The following is a 19,267-nucleotide window of genomic DNA, read 5'->3' as shown; positions in this document are numbered from 1 at the left end:
TCAGTTGGAGCCGGATCGGATGTCGGGCTTGGCCCAGAACACCAGGCGCAGGTGCAAATAGCGGATCAGCGCGTAGAGAATGATGCCGACGAAGGCGAGGATCAGCAGCACCGCGAACATCCCGGCGATGTCCATGTTGTAGTTGAGCTGCAGCAGCAGATTGCCGAGGCCGCGATCGGCGCCGATGAACTCGCCCACCAGCGCGCCGGTGATGCTGAGCACGATGCCGACATTGAGGCCGGCGAAGATGAACGGCAGTGAGTTGGGAAATACCACCATGCGAAACTGCTGCCAGCGCGACGCCACCAGCGAGCGCATCAGATCGAGCTTGTCGGCTTCGACCGTCGAGAAGCCGACGATGGCGTTGATCAGCACTGGGAAGAACGAGATCACCGCGGCGATCAGCACCTTGGATTCGATGCCGATGCCGATCCACACCACGATCAGCGGCGCCACCGCGACCTTCGGCAACGCCTGCAGGCCGACCAGATACGGCATCAGCGCGCGCTCGATGATCACCGAGCGGGTGACCAGAAAGGCGAAGAAGATCGCGCTGATCGAGCCGACCACGAAGCCACCGAGCGCTTCGAACAGCGTGATTAGGAAATTCTCGATCAGCAGGCCGCGGGTTTGCAGCATCCACAGCGAGCGCAGAATCTCGCTGGGTGTCGGCAGCAGCAGCTTGGACACCCCCATCGCGGCCGGGACGTACTCCCAGATCAGCACGATGATGGCTCCCGCCAGCAGCGGAAGGCCCTGACGTTCCAGGATGCCGGCCAAACGGCGGTTCATGGCGCGCTCCTCATCTGGATCAGGCGGCCGGCACGGCCGTGAAGTGACCGCGCAGCCGCTCGGCCAGCGCCACGAAGGTCGGGTCGGAGCGGGTCGCGGCCGAGCGCGGCCGCGCGATCGGCACGTCGATCACTTCACGCACGAAGCCCGGCCGCGGCGCGAACACCGCGACCTTGTCGGACAAGAGCAGCGCTTCCTCGATCGAATGCGTGACCAGCACCACGGTCTTGCGGCTGGCTTCCCAGATCCGCAGCAATTCGAGATTCATCGCCTCGCGGGTCAGCGCGTCGAGCGCCCCGAACGGCTCGTCCATCAACAGGATGCGGGGGTCGTGCATCAGCGCCCGGGCGATCGCCGCACGCTGCCGCATGCCGCCGGACAGCTCATCCGGATAGCGGTCGCCGAAGCCACCGAGGCCGACCAGTTCGAGCAGTTCGCCGGCGCGGCGCTTGGTGGTGGCGGCGTCGAGCTTCATCACTTCAGCCGGCACCGTGACATTCTGCAGGATAGTCCGCCACGGCAGCATCACCGGGCTTTGAAACACCAGCCCGATATCGCGCCGCGGTCCGTTGACGGACGCGCCGTCGATCCGGATCGCGCCCGCGGATGCGGTCTCCAGCCCGGCGATCATCCGCAGCAGCGTGCTCTTGCCGCAGCCCGATGGGCCGACGATGCAAATGAACTGATTGGCGGCGACGCCGAGCGAGGTGTCCGCCAGCGCGACCAGCGAGGTGCCGGAGCGCGAGCGGAACTCCTTCTTGACGTCGCAGACGTCGATCAGCGGTGACGGCGACGCCGTCACCGATAGGCCTCGGCCTTGCGGGCGATCGCCGCCTTGTCGAAGTGATCGATGCGGTCGACGAACGCGTTGGTGTAGTATTCGCTGACGTCGGGTTTGGCGTTGATCATGCCGACATCGAAGAAGAATGCCTGCGTCGATTTCCATTCGTCCGCCGTGAAGGCGCCGAACCGGGGATCGGCGCGGCCGTCGAGCTTGTACTTGGCGATGCGCGATTCCAGCACGTGCACCGCTTCGCGCAGGGCCTGGTCTTCGGGGATGTTGGCGGGCTTGGAGGCCGGATAGCGCGCCCAATGCAGCCGCACCGCCGCTTCGGGATTGGCCAGCGTGAATACGACGCTCTTGGCGATGCCTTCGGCGAAACCGACGACGGCGTCGGGTTTGTCCTTGATGAACGCGCCGTTGCCGATCAGCATGATACTCAGCAGCTTCGAGGTGCCTTCGGTCTCGAAATGGCGGAACTGGAAGCCGGAGTTTTCCAGGATGGCGTAGGCCCAGTCCCACATCGCGATGGCGTCGACCTGATTGGCCTTCAGCGCCGCGGCGGATTGTGGCCCAAGCCCGATCGGCAGCCATTTGACGTCCTTCTCGGGATCGAGGCCGATGCCGCGCAACATCGCCTTGGCGACCGCGGTGGCGCCGCTCGACAGGCTGACGACACCGATGGTCTTGCCCTTGAGATCGGCGAGGTTCTGTACCGGGCTCTGCTTCACCACCGCGATGGTGTAGATCGCCTCGCGCGCGTGATTGTAGACCGCCTTGATATCGGCGCCGCCTTGCCGCCCGACCAGCAGCGCTTCCGGGCTTGCCATGGTGAATTCGGCCGAGCCGGAGATCACCACCTGGGTGGCGCCGGTCGAGCCGTTGAACGGCGTCACCGTCACATCGAGCCCGGCGTCCTTCCAGAACCCCAGCGCCTCCGGCACCGAGGAATGCGGCGCCTCGGCGACGCCGGGACTTGGCGAAGTGAGCAGATAGCGGATCTTGGTCTGGGCCGCGGCCGGCTGCGCCAGCAGCATCGCAGCAAGAGCCAACCAGGCAGTTCGAGCAAACACCGACATTCGACATGCTCCTAGGACTGAACTGCAAGGAGCCTACCAGTTAACTAGCTAACCAGTTTGCGCGAAGATTCCCCAGCGGTTGCCGGATAAGGCGCCAGCGTCATCGGCGCAGCGTGCCGCCCGCGGCGGGGTGCGGCATTCGGGTGCAAGCTGTTGACGGGGCTGGCCGTTGTGACGCCGATCATGAGGGCCGGGCCGACCAGCGGCTTCCCTGTAGCGACGCGCCAAGTGATCAAACCACGGGCAGGCCAGCCCCCATGGCACACTCGCTTTACGCCGCGAGGTACGAATCGCGAGCGGTTACACGCGTGCGATGCCCGGTCGATTCGCCAAGGGGATGGCGATGCGTGATGCGGACGCCGACCAGAGGTTTTCCTCGCGCGACGACGCGATTGCCTTCACCCTGTCAACGCATCCGCGTATGCTGCGGGAATGCTGCAATCAGTATCGTGTCGCTCGCTTGTCCGTGTTCGCGGCGCCGTTCTGGCTGCGCTGATGCTGGCGAGCGCTGGCGGGCCGACTCCTGCGTCGGCGCAGCCGTCACCACCCGCGATCGGTCCGCCGCCATCTCCGCCCGAAGCGCCGCAGTCGCGTGAAAACCCGGGACTGGTGAATGAGCTCGGCAAGCTGCTGAAAGACTCCGGTTCGCTGCTGAAAGACCCCGGCGCGCTGCTGCCGAGCTTTGTTCGGCCGAACAGCAAGCCCGATGCGCCGGCTACGGTGGCGGCACCGCCCGCGCCCGCCGCTCAACCCGCGCCCCCAGCGCCAGCCCTCCCTGCGCAGCCGGCCCCGACTGCGCCGGCCCCGTCAGCCTCGCCGATCATCCCGGCGATGATCGACGGGCGCCAGGTCTGCCCCAGCACCGCGTCCAGCGCGGCCGACTGCGCCGCGGCAGCGACCATGCTGTGCCGGACCAAAGGCTATCAGCAGGGCCGCAGCCTGGCGGTCGATGCCACCGAGAAGTGCTCCGCGAAGCTGCTGATTCCCGGCCGCCGCCGCGAGCCAGGCGATTGCCGCACCGAAAATTTCGTCACACGGGCTTGGTGCCAATAGGCGGGCGCCGCGTTTTCGCACTTGCGTCGAGCGGCTACAATTTCAGCAAAATCCGTCTTGCGAGCGTGTTCCTCCCTTGCTTTTGTGTCGCCGCGGTTGCACCGCCAAACACAACAAGAGGAGACTTCCCGGATGCCGATGCCTGCGTTGTTCAAGGGCCGCCTGTCGATCCCGGTGATCGGCTCGCCGCTGTTCATCATTTCGACGCCCGATCTGGTGATCGCGCAATGCAAGGCCGGCGTGGTCGGCTCGTTCCCGTCGCTCAATGCCCGCCCGGCGGCGCTGCTCGACGAATGGCTGCATCGCATCAAGGAAGAGCTCGCCGCCCACGACAAGGCGCATCCGGACCGCCCCTCGGCGCCGTTCGCCGTCAACCAGATCGTGCACAAATCCAACAACCGGCTCGATGCCGATCTGGCGCTGTGCGAAAAGCACAAGGTGCCGATGCTGATCACCTCGCTCGGCGCCCGCGAGGAGCTGAACCAGGCCGCGCACAACTGGGGCGGCATCGTGTTCCACGACGTCATTAACCAGCGCTTCGCCCACAAGGCGATCGAAAAGGGCGCCGACGGCCTGATCCTGGTGGCGGCCGGTGCCGGCGGCCATGCCGGCATGCAGTCGCCTTTCGCCTTCGTCACCGAAACACGGTCCTGGTACGACGGCCCGATCGCGCTGTCGGGCGCCATCGGCAACGGCCGGGCGATCCGCGCCGCCCGCGTGCTCGGCGCGGACTTCGCCTATATCGGCTCGGCCTTCATCGCCACCACCGAGGCCAATGCAGTGCCGCGCTACAAGGAGATGATCACCACCTCCGGCGCCGACGACATCGTGTACTCCAATTTGTTCACGGGCGTGCACGGCAACTATCTGAAGCCGTCGATCCTCGCGGCCGGCATGGACCCGGACAATCTCGAACAGTCCGATCCGTCGAAGATGAATTTCGGCACCGACGACTCCGGCGAGCGCGCGAAGCCCAAGGCCTGGAAGGAAATCTGGGGCGCCGGCCAGGGCATCGGCAGCATCACCGGCATCACCCCGGTGTCCGAACTCGTCGCCCGCTTCAAGCACGAATACGACGCCGCCATCGACCCGCCGCTGGCGTAGTTCGCTACTCTTCCGCCTCTCCGTCATTGCGAGGAGCGAAGCGACGAAGCAATCCAAGCCACACACTGCGGCGCTGGATTGCTTCGCTTCGCTCGCAATGACGGGGTGAGTGCTTCGATCTCTTGCTTGATGCTCCCGGATAAAACCATGGACGCGATCTTCCGTATCGACGGCAATGCAATCGAGACCAGCGGCTACGCGGCGGGGCCGTGGGATCCGACGATGCAGCATGGATCGCCGCCCTCTGCCCTCGTGGCGCATCTCGCCGAGCAGATGCCGACGCCCTCACCGATGCATGTGGTACGGGTGACGGTCGATCTGCTGCGGCCAGTCCCGGTCGGCCCGCTGACCTACGAGACCGAGGTGCTCCGCGAGGGGCGTAAGATCCAACTCTGCGGCGTGCGGCTGAAATCGAACGGCGTGGTGGTGGTGAACGGCACCGTGCTGAAGGTGCGCAACGCCTCCCCGCGCCTTCCCGATCACGTCGAGCATCCGGCGCTCGACGTGCCGCTGCCCGATGCCTGCCCGCCGCTCGACGTCGGCTATACCCGCAACCCGTTTGTCGGCTGCATGTCGCTGCGCAAGGTGAAGAACGGCTTCGGCTCGATCGGGCCCGGCGCCACCTGGTATCGGGCCGACCGGCCGCTGATCGAGGGCCAACCGACCTCGCAGCTGATGCGCGCGGTGATCGCGTCGGACTTCAGCAACGCGACCTCGTCGGTGCTCGACTTCCGGCAATGGACCTTCCTCAACGCCGACCTCAACGTCTTTCTGGCGCGCCAGCCGGTCGGCGACTGGATCCTGCTCAACTCGGAGATGTGGCTGGGACCCGACGGCGCCGGCACCGCGGCATCGCGACTCGCCGACCAGCACGGTTACTTCGGCCGGGCGATCCAGAACCTGGTGATCGAGCAGCGCTGAGCGCAGCGGCGCGGCGACATGCTTAAGCGCGTATTAACCATCCTGGCGCCAACTATGGGCCTGCCGCGTTGCGGCGGCCTCCTCAAGAAGCAGCCGCGCCGGCACCACCCGATCAAGTGGACGCCGCCATGCTGCTTTCGGACAAGACCCCCGCTTCGCTCGACGAGATCAGGCACCGCGTGGCGCGGGCGCTGAATCGTCATCCGCTGTGCCGCGACGTGCGGTTCGAGATCGTCGCCACCCCGCGCACCCGCAGGGGCGGCAACTGGACCATCACCATCCAGTCGGTGGCGCCGGACGCGCTGTGGGAAGCCTCGGAGATCGTCTCCGACATCCAGGATGCCTATGAGCTGAGCGTCGCGGCCTGACGAACGACGCAGCGCCTCGAGCACCCCGCGCCCAGCCGGGCGCCCGACCGTTTCCCCTCGGCACCATCCCAAGTGCCGGGGCCATATTTCTTCTGCATTTATGAGCGAGACATGCGGCCGCTCGCGACGGAGACCATCTTGACCAAAGCAGCGACCCTTCTGGCCATGTTATGCATGCTGATCGCCGGCACCGCGGCCGCGACGATCCTGACACGCGAAAGCGTGCCGCCTGCCGGTGTGTCCCTGGCGGACACCGCGACCCTGATTCCGGTGTCGAACCGCGAAGCCAAGACCGACAAGCTGCTGGCTGCCGCCGCCGAGGACGATACGACCGGTTCCGCGGCCGACACCAACGCGACCGACGAAGCCGCTCCGGCGCCGGACGCCCCGACACAGGCCAGCGCGGACGAGCCGGTCGAGGTGCCGACCAAGCCAATTCAGCTCGCTTATGCTGCAACCGACGACGCCGGTGCGGCGATCCCGATGCCCGAGCCCCGCGCCAAGGCCGCCGAGCCCGCCACCAAGCTGCCCCCGGTGATCGCCACCGCGCCGGTGCAGAAGCCGAAACCCGCCAAACCGAAGCCGCCGGCGCTGCTCAGCGACGCGCAGATTTCGCAGCTGAAGGGCCGGCTGAACCTGTCGTCGTCGCAGGAATATTATTGGCCGTCGGTCGAGCAGGCGCTGCGCGCCATCGGCCGCAAGCTGCAGGCTTCCCGCTACGTCGCCGAGAACGGTCCGCCGCCGATCGATCCGGATAGCTCCGAGGTGCAGCAGCTGAAATACGCGGCGATGCCGCTGCTGTTCCAGATGCGCGAAGACCAGAAGCAGGAAGTCCGCAAACTCGCCCGCGCCATGGGCCTGGAGCAGGTCGCCCAGGCGATCTGACAGACAGGTCGGATCGGTGGATCGGATCGACGACGGTGCGCTGTGGCATATGCTCCACGCTCCGTTATTCCGGGGCACGCGCAGCGCGAACCCGTAATGGCAAACGCCTGGATGGCGGAAAGACGTCGCGCGCGGTTTCACCTCGGCCGGGATGGTTCCGGTTCGTCCGGCATGTCGCGGTCGAGCCAGCCCGGGGCGCGACCGGGAACGCGTTCGAGGCCGTCGACCAGATGGTCGACCCAACTGCGGTCGACGAACGGCAGCCAGTCGAGATAGCGCCGGGAGAAGTTCGGCTTGGCCGCGACCAGCTCATCGGCGGCGGCCGCCGCGGCGGCCGGGTTGCCGCTGCGAACCAGGGCATTGATCTTGAGCACGTGCGCGTACCAGTAGGCCGGCCGGCGTGTCAGTGCCAGCGACGCGTGCTCGATCGCCTCGGCCCAGTGCCCGAGCATCGTGTGGGCAAGTGCTAGTTCGCCGAGCGCATAGAAGATGTTGGGATCGTTGGAGCTGAGCCGCAGCGACGCCTTGAGATGGTCGATCGCCCTGGAGGGCTCGCCGGCCAGATTGTAGCAGCCGCCGAGCTGCGCATGCGCCAATGCCAGGCTCGGGTTCAGCGAAATTGCGTGCTGCAGCAACGCCTTGGCCTCGTCGTGATGACGTAGCCACATCTCGGCGATACCGGCCAGCATGAAGCCGCGCCCGTCTTCCGGGTCGGCGAGGGTAGCCTGCTGCGCCAGCCTGCGCATGCGCAGCACCTCATCCTGCGACTGCCGTCCGGCCCAGATCGACCACGCCAGCGCCGAGGTGGTCTGGATCAACGCTTCCGGCGAAGTCGGATCGAGCGCCAGCGCTTCGGCGAACAGCTTCTGGGCCATCTCGGAATCGGCCCGGGTCAGGCGATTGAGATGCCAGCGACCGCGCCAGATCAGGTCGCTGACGCCGAGCGGGTCGTGACGCTTGTTGCGAATGCGAATCTGTTCGGCATGTTCGATCCGGCTCTCGAGCTGCGCCACCAGCTCGTTGACGAACTGCTCGAGCTCGTCGCGCAGCGCCGGTGATTGCAGCGTGAACCGCCGCGACCAGATCGCATAGCCGGTGGTGGACTCCGACAGGCTGGCCGAAACCCCGAACGACTCGTAGGTACGGTACAAATGGCCCTCGATCAGATAATACGCGCCGAGCCGCTGACCGATCAGCTTGCGGTCGATCGTGTCCGCAAACGAGAAGCTCGAACTGCGCGCGATCACCGGCAACCACCGCACCCTCGACAGTCCAACGATTAGTTCCTCGCTGATGCCTTCGGCCAGATAGTCCAGCGCCTCATCGCCAGTCACATTGATGAAGGGCAGCACCGCGATCGCCTGGTTGCCCGTGAATCCGATCGGCGGCTGGCTGGTATCAAGGATGGATCTCGGCAGTGCGTTGGGCAGCCTGATGCCTGGCGCGGCGCTCGGCGCACGTAGCAACGTAGCGCGCTGCTCGCGTAGCCAGTCACGGAAGCCGGCCTCGCCAGGAATATCCAGGCCTTCGAGGAATTCGCCGGCCAAACGCGGATCGATGTTGTCGTCGAGCGCGTCGACGTGAATCCGATCGAGCCGCAGGCGAACGCGATCGCGCTCGCTGACCAGCAATTCGACGTCACTGCCGTTCAGGAGCTTTCGCAGATTGGAGAGTTCGCGACGCAAGCTGCCAGCGGCCTCGACATGGCGCCGGCTGCCCCACAGCCGATCCTGCAGCCAGCCGCGAGTTCGCTCCCCGTTGCGCGACATCGCCAGCATGGCGATGACCGCCGCCCCCTTCTTGCTGGAAATCTCGATGCGCTCGCTGCCCCGAACCAGCGTGAACCGCCCCAACAAGGTCAGTTTGAGGCGCGCAGACTCTCCCGTCATGCTTTCCGTCACCCGAACTCAACTCAGAATAGCATTTTTCACGCCAGTATCACGCGATTTTCACGCGAGGCAGTCCGACGATAAGCAGACGAGAGGGGTCGCGATAAGGAAAATGCACCCGTGCTTTTCCGCACGATGAAATTTGCTGGAGAGCTCGGAAGCCGCCGGTCATCGGGACGAGGCCCCAGGCCGCACATACGAGTAGTTCGCATGATGACTTGCGGCGAAGAGCAGGCGGGTTGGTGAAATGGTAGGGGTAATGGGACCAGAATTCCAGCAGGAAATTCTGTTTGCATTGGGTGGCGGCGACTCGCGAATTCGTATCGCTATTTTGGACGGGCCGGTCGACAGGACGCACGATTGCTTCCGCGGTGCGCGGCTGGTGCCACTCGATACCCCCGCCTCGGCGCAGGGCGGAGACGGTCCGGCAGCCGCGCAGGGAACACATATCGCCAGTCTCATCTTCGGCCAGCCCTGTAGCTCTGTCGAAGGTGTGGCGCCGCTGTGCCGCGGGCTGATCGCGCCGATCTTTCGCGGCGACCGGCTCGGCGCGAGGCAGTCGGATTTGGCCCACGCGATCGGGATGGCGCTGGATCACGACGCGCATGTCATCCATGTCAGTGGCGGCCTGCTCGAAGGTCGGCAGCCCATCGCCGAACTGATCGAAGCGGTGCAGCGTTGCAATGAGCGCAACGTGCTGATCGTAGCCGGAGGCGGCCGGGATGGTTGCGGCAGCCTGTTGCGCCGGAGCGGCGCCACGCGGCTGCTGCCCGTCGGCGCGATCGATCGCCGCGGCCGGCTGATCGGGGGCGGCGATCCCAGCTTGCGTGAGCTCGGCATCGCGGTGCCGAGCACCGCGGTTCGGGGCGCGGAGCTGGAGGGGGGGAGGGGGGAGCGACGCGGCGCAAATTACGCTGCCGCTCTGGTCGCCGGCGTTGCGGGCTTGCTGCTCGGGGCGCAAACCCAGCATGGCTCGAACCCCGATCCGGGCGCAGTCGGCGAGGCGATGCTGACCAGCGCCACGCCGCGCATGGCCCCCCGCACCTCCGAATGCCAGCGCGCCTGGATCGGCCGTGCCAACATCGAAGCCGCGGCGGCGCGCCTCGGAGTGCTTCAGGACGGTGCGGCTGCGCCGGCCGGTCTGTGGCATCGGCCGCAGACAAGCTTCCGATGGGCAGATTACGCTGCATTCCGGCCGCGGGCCTGACCCTGCCACCACGTCTCCAGCGCCTCCGCGTCCGGCGGCAGGGACACCGACAGGCCGCCGGCGAAATCCTCCCAGACGGCTTCTGCCTTCGGCGTCACCACGCAGGCGACCGGCACCCCGGCCGCCACCGCGGCCTGAAATGCCGACATCAGGCCGCCGCGCTGCGCTTCCTGGCCGCCGAACCGGCTGAGCACCACCAGCTCCGGCTTGCCGGCGAGTGCGCGCTCGACCGCGCCGGCCGCGAGTGCCAGCGACGACGAGTTGAGATTGCAGGCTTGCGATCCCGAGCCGAGATCCTGGTGCATCGCGTAGCGGTCGCCCGTGGCAACGTCGATCAGTTCGCTGCGGCACTCGCAGCCTTCGTGACCACCCTCACCATGGCCTCCTCCACCGTGACCACGGCCGGTGTCCTCCGGCGGCACGATGACGCCGACCACGGCGACGCCCTCGGCCTTGCGGCGCAGCGCGAAGGCGGTGAGCACATCGGCGGCCGGCGTGCCGGGCCCGCCGCGCACCGCCGCGATGGCCATCGATTGACTGCTTTGCAACGACATTGTCTCATCTCCTTCAACACGCCCGGACGCACGACGTCGCAGTCCCGACACGATTGGTAATCGTGTAGTTGACCGGACAGCTCATTGTCGCGCTGCAGGACGCTATGCGAAGGGCGTGCCGTGGCGGCAGCGCGCTGCGCTCCCTGTTATTTCGACGGTTCGCTGTTATTATTGCGCTCCGGCGCCAGCGCGACGCCCTTGACCTGCGCGAACACATCGAGGCCCTCTGCGAGTTGCAGTTGATCCCAGGAGCGCCGCGTCACCCGCGCCAGCAACCGTACGCCGCTGCCATCCGGTCCAAGAGCCAGCACAACCAGCACTTCGTTAGGCCCGACCGGCGAGTTCGAGACGATGCGGACCGACAGCGTGTTGAGGATCGAGGTGTCGCGCGGCGCCGCGCGTGACAGGCTGACGTCGCCGGCCGCGATCCGAATCCGCCGCCGCTCGCCGGCCGTCATCGGGCTGGACGGCACCAGCAGCCGGCCGCCATCGAGCCGCAGCGTCAGCAGGCCGTACGTCGGATCGTAAGCTTCGGCGATCGCCTCGACGTTCACGGCGGCATCGCGCGCGGTCGCCAGCGGCAGCGCCGGATTGCTCTGCAGTTCGGTCAGCGGCCCGACCCCAATGACCCGGCCGCTCCGCATCAGGATCAGATGGTCGGCCAGCCTTTCGATTTCGGCGATGTCGTGACTGACATAGATCACCGGCAGCGCCAGACGGGCGTGTAGCCGCTCCAGGAACGGCAGGATCTCGTCCTTGGTGAGCCGGTCGAGCGCCGACAGCGGCTCGTCCATCAGCAACAATTTCGGCTGTGACAGCAGCGCGCGGCCGATGGCGACGCGCTGGCGCTCGCCGCCCGACAGATTGCGCGGCGCGCGCGGCAGCAGCCGGGCGAGACCGAGCAGTTCGATCACTTCGTCGAACGCGATGTCGCCGGGCAGCGGGCCCGCTCCGCGCTTCGGGGCGCCGTACAGCAGATTGGCGTTCACATCGAGATGCTGAAACAGGCTGGCTTCCTGAAACACGTAGCCGATCGGCCGCTGATGCGGCTTCAAAAACGTGGTGGCGTCCTGCCAGACGTCGCCGTCGACCTCGCACAGGCTGCCGGGCAGGTGCTGCAATCCGGCGAGACAGCGCAGCACCGTAGACTTGCCGCAGCCGGACGGACCGAACAGGCCGGTGATGCCGGCCGCCGGCACGCTGAACGATGCATCGAGCGCGAAGCCGCCGAGCCGGCCGCGGAATTCGCCCCGAATGCTGCGCGGTGCGGTCGCCCTCATTGGCGGATCCGCGCGGTGCGCTTTTCCAGCATCATCATGGTGAGGATCACCACGAAGGCGAACGCCGCCATGCCGCCGGCCAGGATATTGGCCTCGCGCCATTGCGAGGTTTCGACATAGTCGTAGATCGCCACCGACAGCACCTTGGTGCGTCCCGGAATATTGCCGCCGATCATCAGCACGATGCCGAACTCGCCGACGGTGTGGGCGAAGCCGAGCACCGCGCCGGCCAAAAACCCCGGCCGCGCCAGCGGCACCGCCACGGTCCAGAAAGCCTTCAGCGGCGAAGCGCGCAGCGTCGCGGCGACTTCCAGCGGCCGGTCGCCGATCGCATCGAAGGCGTTGCGGATCGGCTGCACCACGAACGGCATCGAATAGATCACCGAGCCGAACACCAGGCCGCCGAAGGAAAACGCCAGCGTTCGCCCGCCCCACAGCGACGCCAGCGCACCGCCCGGCCCGTCCGGTCCCATCAGCACCAGGAGATAAAAGCCCAGCACCGTCGGCGGCAGCACCAGCGGCATCGCCACGATCGCAGCGACGCCTTCCTTCCAGGCCGCCTTCGACCGCGCCAGCCACCACGCGATCGGCGTGCCGACGATCAGCAGAATCACCGTGGTGATCACCGCCAGCTCGATCGTGAGCCAGACCGGCTGCCAGATGTCGGGAGGGAGACTATGCATACGTGCGCTTCACACAATATTCATGACGACAAATGGCCTACCCCCGTCATTGCGAGCGAAGCGAAGCAATCCAGAGTGCAGTGCACTGCGCTGGATTGCTTCGTCGCTTCGCTCCTCGCAATGACGGGGAGAGTTCATGGTGCGCGTCAGCTCGCCTTGCCGGGCGGGACTTCGTAGCCGTACTTCTCGATGATGGCGCGCGACTCCTGGCTCTTGAGGAAGTCGACGAAGGCCCTGGCGGCGGCATTGGCTTCGCCTTTCTTCAGCAGCACGGCATCCTGGGTGATCGGCTTGTACAGGTTCTGCGGCACCAGCCAGCGCGAGCCGTCCTTGTCGTTGATCACTTGCGACAGCGCCACGAAGCCGACTTCGGCATTGCCGGTTTGCACGAACTGATAGGCCTGGGTGATGTTAGCGCCCTCGACCAGCTTCGGCTTCAGCTCGGCATCGACCTTCAGCGCCTGCATGGTCTCGACCGCGGCGGCACCGTAGGGTGCGGCGACCGGGTTGCAGATCGACACCTTGGCGAACCTGGCGTCCTTCAGCGTCTCCTCGCCCTTCACCACGCCCGGCGACTTGCTCCACAGCACCAGCTTGCCGATCGCGTAGGTGAACACGCTGTCCTTCATGCCGAGCCCGTCATCGGCAAGCTTTTTCGGCCGCGCCGAGTCGGCCGACAGAAACACTTCGAACGGCGCATCCTGGGTGATCTGGGTGTAGAATTGTCCGGACGAGCCGAACGACAGCACCAGCTCGTGGCCGGTTCTGGATTTGAACGCCGCCGCGATCTCCTTCACCGGCTCGGTGAAATTCGCCGCCACCGCGACATTGGCGGAGCCGGCGAACGCGGAGCTGGCGGACAGCGCGGCGGTGAAGGCGCCGAACAGCGCGAGTTTGAGGACGTGCTTCAAGGCATGGCTCCTGTTAGTTGTCGGAAAACTCTCAGCGTCATTGCGAGCACCCGGATCGGCGCTTCGCGCCGTCCGAGTACAGGCTCCACGAAGCAATCCAGCGCCGTGCACTGAGCTGGATTGCTTCGTCGCTTCGCTCCTCGCAATGACGCGGATGCATGTGATCAATCGATCGCCAGAATGACATGCGCGGCGTCGAACAGTGCGCAGGCGGGGTCGCCCGGCGACAGTTTCATGTCGATGGCGCTGCGTGCAGTGATCGAGGCGGAGAGTGTCTTGTCGTCGCCGATGTCGAGCACGATCTCGGCATTGACGGCGGAGATATCGGCGCGTCGCACCGTGCCGCGGACGCAGTTGCGCGCCGACACCAGCGGCGCTTCGGCGCCGGGCGAGATCAGCACGAACGGCGCCTTGATCAGCACGATCGCCTCGCGGCCGACGACGAGGCCGAGGCTGCGAACGCTTTCGCTGGTGAGCAGCGCGTAGATCGTGGTGTCGGCCGACACCGCGACCGCGACTTCGGCGCTCAACGTGTCCGACTTGATATCCGTGATCGTGCCGCGGAGGGCGTTGCGGGCGCTGGTCTTCATGAAGAATCCGGAGACGAGATTGATCGGGGAGATGCCGGTGCCGGCGAGATCCGGCTCGAGGCTGCGAAACACCCGCGCCATTTCGGCCTCGAGCCGGCCGAACGCCTCGATCACCCGCACGCCGGTCGGGGTCAGCGCCGCCCCGCCGCCGGCCTTGCCGCCGGTGCGGGTCTCAAGCAACGGACGGCCGAACATGTTGGTCATTGCGTCGAGAGCGTCCCAGGCGGCCTTGTAGCTCAGCCCCGCCGCCTTGGCGCCGGCCGTGATGCTGCCCTCGCGCGCGACCGCCTGCAGCAGACGGATACGTTCCCGCCCGACGCCGGATACGTCCTTGGCCTTAAGTGTAATCGTCGCCTCGATCGGCATCGACATAAGAAGGGCTCGTCTCCGGTTCGCTTCGGTCATATAGCTGACCTATATAACGCTAGCCCCGATCGGGCGCGTTCGCAACCAGGAGATTCGGCTATGAAGATCAGCGCCCGTAATCAGCTCAAGGGCACCATCATCGACATCCAGAAGGGCGCGACGACGTCGCACGTCCGCATCGACATCGGCGGCGGCGCGATCGTGACCGCCGCGATCACCAACGAGGCGGTCGACGAACTGAAGCTCGCCGCCGGCCAGGCCGCAACGGCCGTCATCAAGGCCTCGGACGTCCTGGTCGCGATTGGCGACTAAGCTGACCGGCGGAGCCGCCGCTTTGGCGCCTGCCCCTCGTGATGCCCGGACCCGTGTCCGGGCATCACCTTCAGGCTCGCCTCGCCAGCAACGCGGAATGGCCGGGACGACGCCCGGCCATGACGCGAGAGATGATCGCGCGGTTGAGCGGCGCGAGGTCCGTTCCAGATTTTCAGAACAGATAGTTGAACCGCAGCATCGCCTGGTGGCGCTCGAAATTGTCGAGGTCGAGGTGCTGGTGGTCGTGGGCGGCGTGGCCCGCCACCTGCGTGCTCCAGGTGCCCGACAGCCCGACATTGTGGGCGAGGTGCATCGAGAAGGTCGGACCGAGATACACCGCATCGCCGAGGAAGCGATCGAGCCCGAGGCCGTCATAGGCCCGAAGGTAGCGGGCTTCGACGCCGACGAGCAGATCCGGCCCGACCTTGTAAGACAGTGCGCCGTTGACCGACAATTCGGAATCGCGGCTCCACTCGTTGGTGAGTTCGCGCGACGCGCCGCCCGCATACCAGACGTTGACGGTTGCGAACAACGTGTCGCGGATCAGCTCCTTGTCCATCAGCGCGGCGAATTCGCTGCCATAGGTCTGGATGTCGAAGCCCGTCACTTCATCGAACCTGTTCCACCCCGGCGCGGCGTGCAGCGTCAGGCCGAATGGCATCACGTCGCGGTCGAGCAGCTTGTAGCGGAATTCCAGCGACGCGCCGGCGAGCGCGGTGCGGCGATTGTCGATCATGCCGGGCACCCCGCCGACCTGGGTGGACGCGAAGCTGACGCCCGGCGCCACGCGGAAATTGTCGGTCAGCACGAACTTGACCTGCGACAGCACGCCGACGCCCGTGTACGAACCGGCGCGCTTGTTGAAGCGGCCGACATTCTCGATCTCGAGCTCGATCTCGCCTTTCTTGCCGATATCCGAGCCCATGCTGAAGCCGAAGATGTGCTCGGTATCAACCCGGTCGTCTTCGGCCACAACCTCGAGCGCAGCCCGAGACTTGGCTCCTGGCAACGCCGATGCGCTGGGAACTGCGCCGGCGCCCGCCAGCCAGGACGGCGCATCACCGGCCTGCGCGATCGCCGGCAGAAACAACCCCAACATCAACCCACCGAATGCAGACCCCAATCGAACTCTTGAACGATCGCGATGTGCGCCAACCCAATGCAACAACATGTCACCCCCGAAATTCAACGCAAGTAATTCCGGGAACTAATTGCAACTGGTAGCAGTGGCCGGTCAAAGATTTTGTTTTATAAGATCAATAAGTTGCCGAAGCTGAGAATTTGACGCGCAACAATGACAGGGTAGTTAGTTACCATAGATAGTGATCAGCCTGCATCTTTGGTCGAAGCGGGCGAGCTCATTGGCCGGCGATAGGTCGGGATTCAGAGGATCGTGCGCAGCCGGATCAGCACAGCCTCGCCTGCCGCGGTGGCCGTCTGCGTGAAACTTGATGAGGACACGGAATGAAGAAGCATCCGCAAATCAACATTGGGATACCAGAGGAACAGCGCTCCAAAATTGCCGAAGGGCTATCGCGACTGCTGGCTGATTCTTACACGCTGTACCTGATGACGCACAATTTCCATTGGAACGTCACCGGCCCGATGTTCAACACGCTGCACGCGATGTTCATGGCTCAATACACCGAGCAGTGGACGGCGTTGGACCAGATTGCCGAGCGGATTCGCGCGCTCGGGTTTCCGGCACCCGGCACCTACAAGGAGTTCGTCTCGCTGGCCTCGATCGAAGAAGTCGCCGGCGTTCCGAGAGCCATGGACATGGTGCGCCATCTGGTAGCCGCGCAGGAAGCGACCGCGCGGACGGCGCGAGAGCTGTTTCCCCTTACCGATGCGGCTAACGATCAGCCGACCGCCGACCTGCTGACGCAGCGGCTCGACGTTCATGAGAAAACAGCCTGGATGCTGCGCAGCCTGTTGGAAGATTGAGAACGCGATACGCAAGGCGATCCGGGCTGCACGCGCTGGGTCGCCTTTTCCTTCGCCATCGAAGCCGCCCGGACTTTCGTCGTAGACCACGCGCCGGCCCTTTGCGTGTCCCGGGATTGCGAGCGACGACAACGACTTGTCGCCAGTTCGAAGCGCTCTGTTGCGGCATCCGGTTTGAGCCTGATCAAGGTCGGCGATTGCGAATAAGAACTACTTTAATCCCGCTTCTGCATCGTCGCGGAACGGCCCTGGGCCCCCTTCGATGCTCATCAGTCTGGGGGTTGAATCATGAAGTACGCGAATGTGCTGCTGCTGGCGACGGCCGTCTCGCTGTCGTTGTCGCTTCCCGCCCGCGCGGCCGACGAGCCGATCTCGCCGATCAAGCCGGCCGTGGTGAAGGACGCCAAGCTGGTCGAACTCGGCAAGAAGCTGTTCTTCGATCCACGGCTGTCGAAGTCGGGCTTTATCTCCTGCAACTCGTGTCACAACCTGTCGATGGGCGGCACCGACAACCTCAGGACCTCGATCGGGCACAATTGGCAGAAGGGGCCGATCAACGCGCCGACCGTGCTGAATGCCAGCCTCAACGTCGCGCAATTCTGGGACGGCCGCGCGCTCACGCTGAAGGACCAGGCCGGCGGACCGATCGCCAATCCCGGCGAGATGGCGTTCACGCACGAGCTCGCGGTCGACTTGCTGAAATCGATTCCGGGCTACGTCGGCGAATTCCAATCGGTGTTCGGCAAGACCAGCACGGTCGACATCGACGAAGTGACGCGCGCCATCGCGGCGTTCGAGGAGACGCTGGTCACGCCGAACTCACGGTTCGATAAATGGCTGAAGGGCGACAAGAAAGCGCTGACGCCGACCGAACTCGCCGGCTACGAGTTGTTCAAGGACTCCGGCTGCACCGCCTGTCACAACGGCTCCGCGGTCGGCGGCAACACCTTCCAGAAGATGGGCGTGGTCGAGCCGTACAAGACCGACAACCCGGCGGAAGGCCGCTACGCCGTCACTAAGGAGGAAGCCGATCGCTTCAACTTCAAGGTGCCGACGCTGCGCAACGTCGAACTGACCTATCCGTACTTCCACGACGGCGCGGCGCAGACGCTGTCGCAGGCGGTCGACACGATGGGCCGGATTCAGCTCGGCAAGACGTTCACGCCCGAGGAGAACACCAAGATCGTCGCCTTCCTCAAGACGCTGACCGGCGATCAGCCCGATCTCAAACTGCCGATCCTGCCGCCTTCGACCGACAAGACCACGCCGCCGAAGCCGTTCGACTAATCCCGCCGCGGCGCCTCGACCTTCAGGAGCGGAGATCGACAGCGATCTCTGCTCCTCCCCTCTTCTCACCCACGGATCGATCGTTCGATGACGGCTCCGATGACCGGATTCGGCCGGCGCTGGCCGCTGGCCTTCGTATTGCTGCTGGCCGCGGCCGGCGGCGCGATCGCGTGGGGCGGCTTCAATACCGCAATGGAGGCGACCAACAGTCTGGCGTTCTGCACCTCCTGTCACGCGATGCGGGACAACGTGTATCAGGAGTACAAGACGTCGGCGCATTACAGCAATCGCAGCGGCGTACGCGCGGTCTGCTCTGACTGTCACGTGCCGCGCGACTGGGGACACATGCTGATCCGCAAGGTGACCGCCAGCAAGGAACTGTTGCATTGGATGGCGGGAAGCATCGACACACCGGAGAAGTTCGAAGCCAAGCGCCACGAACTCGCCCGTCATGAATGGGACCGCATGCGTGCGAACGACAGCCGCGAGTGCCGTAACTGTCATTCGTTCGCCGCGATGGATTTTCACAAGCAGAGCGCCAAGGCGGCGAGCGCGATGGCGGCCGCCATGAAGGCCGGCAAGACCTGCATCGATTGCCACAAGGGCGTCGCCCACCGCTTGCCCGATATCACCGCAGGCCATCGTGCTGCGTTTGCGCAGCTCGCCGCGGCCGCGAAAACGCTGGCGCCGACCCCCGGTGCGACGCTCTACGCCATCGCCCGCACGCCGTTCCGGCTGGCACCTAATGAGAGCAACGCCGCCGGCGAGATCGCGCCAGCCGCCGCAGTTGCTTTGCGCAGCGTCGACGGCGATGTGCTCGGCGTGGAACTCGAGGGCTGGCAGCGCGAGGGCTCGCCGGAGATGATGTATCAGCGCGTCGGGCAGCGGGTACTGGTGGCAACGCTCGACGCCGCGGCGATCGAGAAGCTGATGCCGCTGGAGACCGTCACCGATCCCGACACGGATCTCGCCTGGACCCGAATGCGACTGCACGTGTGGGTGCCGGCCGGCGGCTTCGTGTCGGAGCTTGATCCGCTATGGCAGATCGGCGCCCGCATCAACGATGATAACTGCACGATGTGTCACGCGCTGCGGCAGCCGACGACGGCCACCGCCAATCAGTGGATCGGCCACGTCAACGCGATGAAGCGCTTCACCGCGCTGACCGGCGAGGAGGTCGCGCTGCTGCAGGCCTATCTGCAGAACCACGCGCGCGACGCTGCACCGGCGAGCCGCTGACGTCGCATTGCGAGGCCGG

Annotated in this window: 21 protein-coding genes; 11 read left to right on the top strand and 10 right to left on the bottom strand. The window is 65.6% G+C overall.

Features of this window, described 5'->3' with window-relative positions; genetic code table 11:
* Genes D4Q52_RS23370 through D4Q52_RS26850 form a run of 3 tightly spaced genes read right to left on the bottom strand, consistent with a single transcriptional unit; the run spans position 1 to position 2,652 of the window.
* Complete coding sequence (locus D4Q52_RS23370) at positions 1–792, bottom strand: ABC transporter permease (protein ID WP_119858980.1); 792 nt, start codon at positions 790–792, stop codon at positions 1–3.
* A 19-nt stretch (positions 793–811) separates the two neighbouring features.
* Positions 812–1,594, bottom strand: a complete 783-nt coding sequence (locus D4Q52_RS23365) for an ABC transporter ATP-binding protein (protein ID WP_234831308.1) — start codon at positions 1,592–1,594, stop codon at positions 812–814.
* Complete coding sequence (locus tag D4Q52_RS26850; protein ID WP_119858978.1) at positions 1,591–2,652, bottom strand: ABC transporter substrate-binding protein; 1,062 nt, start codon at positions 2,650–2,652, stop codon at positions 1,591–1,593. Before D4Q52_RS26850 ends, D4Q52_RS23365 begins: the two co-directional genes overlap by 4 nt.
* A 343-nt stretch (positions 2,653–2,995) precedes the next feature.
* Between D4Q52_RS26850 and D4Q52_RS26600 the strand changes: the two genes are divergently transcribed.
* From D4Q52_RS26600 to D4Q52_RS23335, 6 genes are all read left to right on the top strand, one after another.
* On the top strand, positions 2,996–3,148 hold the full coding sequence (locus D4Q52_RS26600; RefSeq protein ID WP_182915420.1) for a hypothetical protein: 153 nt from the start codon (positions 2,996–2,998) through the stop codon (positions 3,146–3,148).
* Positions 3,148–3,705 carry a hypothetical protein gene (locus tag D4Q52_RS23355; protein ID WP_234831307.1) on the top strand — a complete coding sequence of 186 codons (558 nt, stop codon included), beginning with the start codon at positions 3,148–3,150 and terminating at the stop codon, positions 3,703–3,705. Before D4Q52_RS26600 ends, D4Q52_RS23355 begins: the two co-directional genes overlap by 1 nt.
* Positions 3,706–3,837: 132 nt before the next feature.
* Positions 3,838–4,809, top strand: coding sequence for an NAD(P)H-dependent flavin oxidoreductase (locus D4Q52_RS23350; RefSeq protein ID WP_119858976.1), 972 nt, complete (start codon positions 3,838–3,840; stop codon positions 4,807–4,809).
* Between the two features lie 147 nt (positions 4,810–4,956).
* Complete coding sequence (locus D4Q52_RS23345; protein WP_119858975.1) at positions 4,957–5,730, top strand: thioesterase family protein; 774 nt, start codon at positions 4,957–4,959, stop codon at positions 5,728–5,730.
* A gap of 128 nt (positions 5,731–5,858) precedes the next feature.
* The gene (locus D4Q52_RS23340) at positions 5,859–6,098 is read left to right on the top strand and encodes a hypothetical protein (RefSeq protein WP_119858993.1); all 240 of its coding nucleotides are present in this window, start codon (positions 5,859–5,861) and stop codon (positions 6,096–6,098) included.
* A gap of 138 nt (positions 6,099–6,236) precedes the next feature.
* On the top strand, positions 6,237–6,983 hold the full coding sequence (locus tag D4Q52_RS23335; protein WP_119858992.1) for a hypothetical protein: 747 nt from the start codon (positions 6,237–6,239) through the stop codon (positions 6,981–6,983).
* 137 nt (positions 6,984–7,120) lie between these two features.
* On the opposite strand, the gene D4Q52_RS23330 is transcribed toward D4Q52_RS23335, so the two are convergent.
* Positions 7,121–8,872: a tetratricopeptide repeat protein gene (locus tag D4Q52_RS23330; RefSeq protein ID WP_119858974.1), complete on the bottom strand. Its 1,752-nt coding sequence runs from the start codon at positions 8,870–8,872 to the stop codon at positions 7,121–7,123.
* 295 nt (positions 8,873–9,167) lie between these two features.
* Between D4Q52_RS23330 and D4Q52_RS23325 the strand changes: the two genes are divergently transcribed.
* Positions 9,168–10,079: a S8 family serine peptidase gene (locus D4Q52_RS23325; RefSeq protein WP_234831306.1), complete on the top strand. Its 912-nt coding sequence runs from the start codon at positions 9,168–9,170 to the stop codon at positions 10,077–10,079.
* Here the strand turns inward: D4Q52_RS23325 and D4Q52_RS23320 are convergent.
* From D4Q52_RS23320 to D4Q52_RS23300, 5 genes are all read right to left on the bottom strand, one after another.
* Entirely contained in the window at positions 10,052–10,633 is a 582-nt protein-coding gene (locus tag D4Q52_RS23320) for a DUF2478 domain-containing protein (RefSeq protein WP_119858972.1), read from the bottom strand. The two genes, D4Q52_RS23325 and D4Q52_RS23320, sit on opposite strands and share 28 nt — an antisense overlap.
* Before the next feature lie 146 nt (positions 10,634–10,779).
* Complete coding sequence (gene modC / locus D4Q52_RS23315; RefSeq protein ID WP_119858971.1) at positions 10,780–11,913, bottom strand: molybdenum ABC transporter ATP-binding protein; 1,134 nt, start codon at positions 11,911–11,913, stop codon at positions 10,780–10,782.
* Complete coding sequence (gene modB, locus D4Q52_RS23310; RefSeq protein WP_119858970.1) at positions 11,910–12,596, bottom strand: molybdate ABC transporter permease subunit; 687 nt, start codon at positions 12,594–12,596, stop codon at positions 11,910–11,912. Before modB ends, modC begins: the two co-directional genes overlap by 4 nt.
* 146 nt (positions 12,597–12,742) lie before the next feature.
* Positions 12,743–13,507 (bottom strand): molybdate ABC transporter substrate-binding protein, encoded by a 765-nt coding sequence (modA, locus tag D4Q52_RS23305; protein ID WP_119858969.1) that lies wholly within the window; start codon positions 13,505–13,507, stop codon positions 12,743–12,745.
* A gap of 164 nt (positions 13,508–13,671) precedes the next feature.
* On the bottom strand, positions 13,672–14,463 hold the full coding sequence (locus tag D4Q52_RS23300; RefSeq protein ID WP_119858991.1) for a TOBE domain-containing protein: 792 nt from the start codon (positions 14,461–14,463) through the stop codon (positions 13,672–13,674).
* Between the two features lie 99 nt (positions 14,464–14,562).
* Here D4Q52_RS23300 and D4Q52_RS23295 point away from each other — a divergent pair, with 99 nt between their 5' ends.
* Positions 14,563–14,775 (top strand): TOBE domain-containing protein, encoded by a 213-nt coding sequence (locus tag D4Q52_RS23295; RefSeq protein WP_119858968.1) that lies wholly within the window; start codon positions 14,563–14,565, stop codon positions 14,773–14,775.
* 172 nt (positions 14,776–14,947) lie between these two features.
* Here D4Q52_RS23295 and D4Q52_RS23290 read toward each other — a convergent pair whose 3' ends face one another.
* Entirely contained in the window at positions 14,948–15,874 is a 927-nt protein-coding gene (locus D4Q52_RS23290; RefSeq protein WP_234831304.1) for a transporter, read from the bottom strand.
* A gap of 365 nt (positions 15,875–16,239) precedes the next feature.
* On the opposite strand from D4Q52_RS23290, the gene D4Q52_RS23285 reads away from it, so the two are divergent.
* The 3 genes from D4Q52_RS23285 to D4Q52_RS23275 all read left to right on the top strand — a co-directional run bounded on the left by D4Q52_RS23285 (position 16,240) and on the right by D4Q52_RS23275 (position 19,248).
* Positions 16,240–16,722: a Dps family protein gene (locus D4Q52_RS23285; protein ID WP_119858966.1), complete on the top strand. Its 483-nt coding sequence runs from the start codon at positions 16,240–16,242 to the stop codon at positions 16,720–16,722.
* A gap of 288 nt (positions 16,723–17,010) precedes the next feature.
* Positions 17,011–18,009, top strand: a complete 999-nt coding sequence (locus D4Q52_RS23280) for a cytochrome-c peroxidase (RefSeq protein WP_119858965.1) — start codon at positions 17,011–17,013, stop codon at positions 18,007–18,009.
* Between the two features lie 87 nt (positions 18,010–18,096).
* Complete coding sequence (locus D4Q52_RS23275) at positions 18,097–19,248, top strand: NapC/NirT family cytochrome c (RefSeq protein WP_119858964.1); 1,152 nt, start codon at positions 18,097–18,099, stop codon at positions 19,246–19,248.
* The last annotated feature ends 19 nt before the right edge of the window (positions 19,249–19,267 follow it).

The organism is Rhodopseudomonas palustris, from assembly GCF_003591005.1.
In the GTDB taxonomy this organism is placed as follows: domain Bacteria; phylum Pseudomonadota; class Alphaproteobacteria; order Rhizobiales; family Xanthobacteraceae; genus Rhodopseudomonas; species Rhodopseudomonas palustris_K.
The sequence above is the reverse complement of the archived record's forward strand: the minus strand, read 5'-3'. Positions and strand labels throughout refer to the sequence as shown.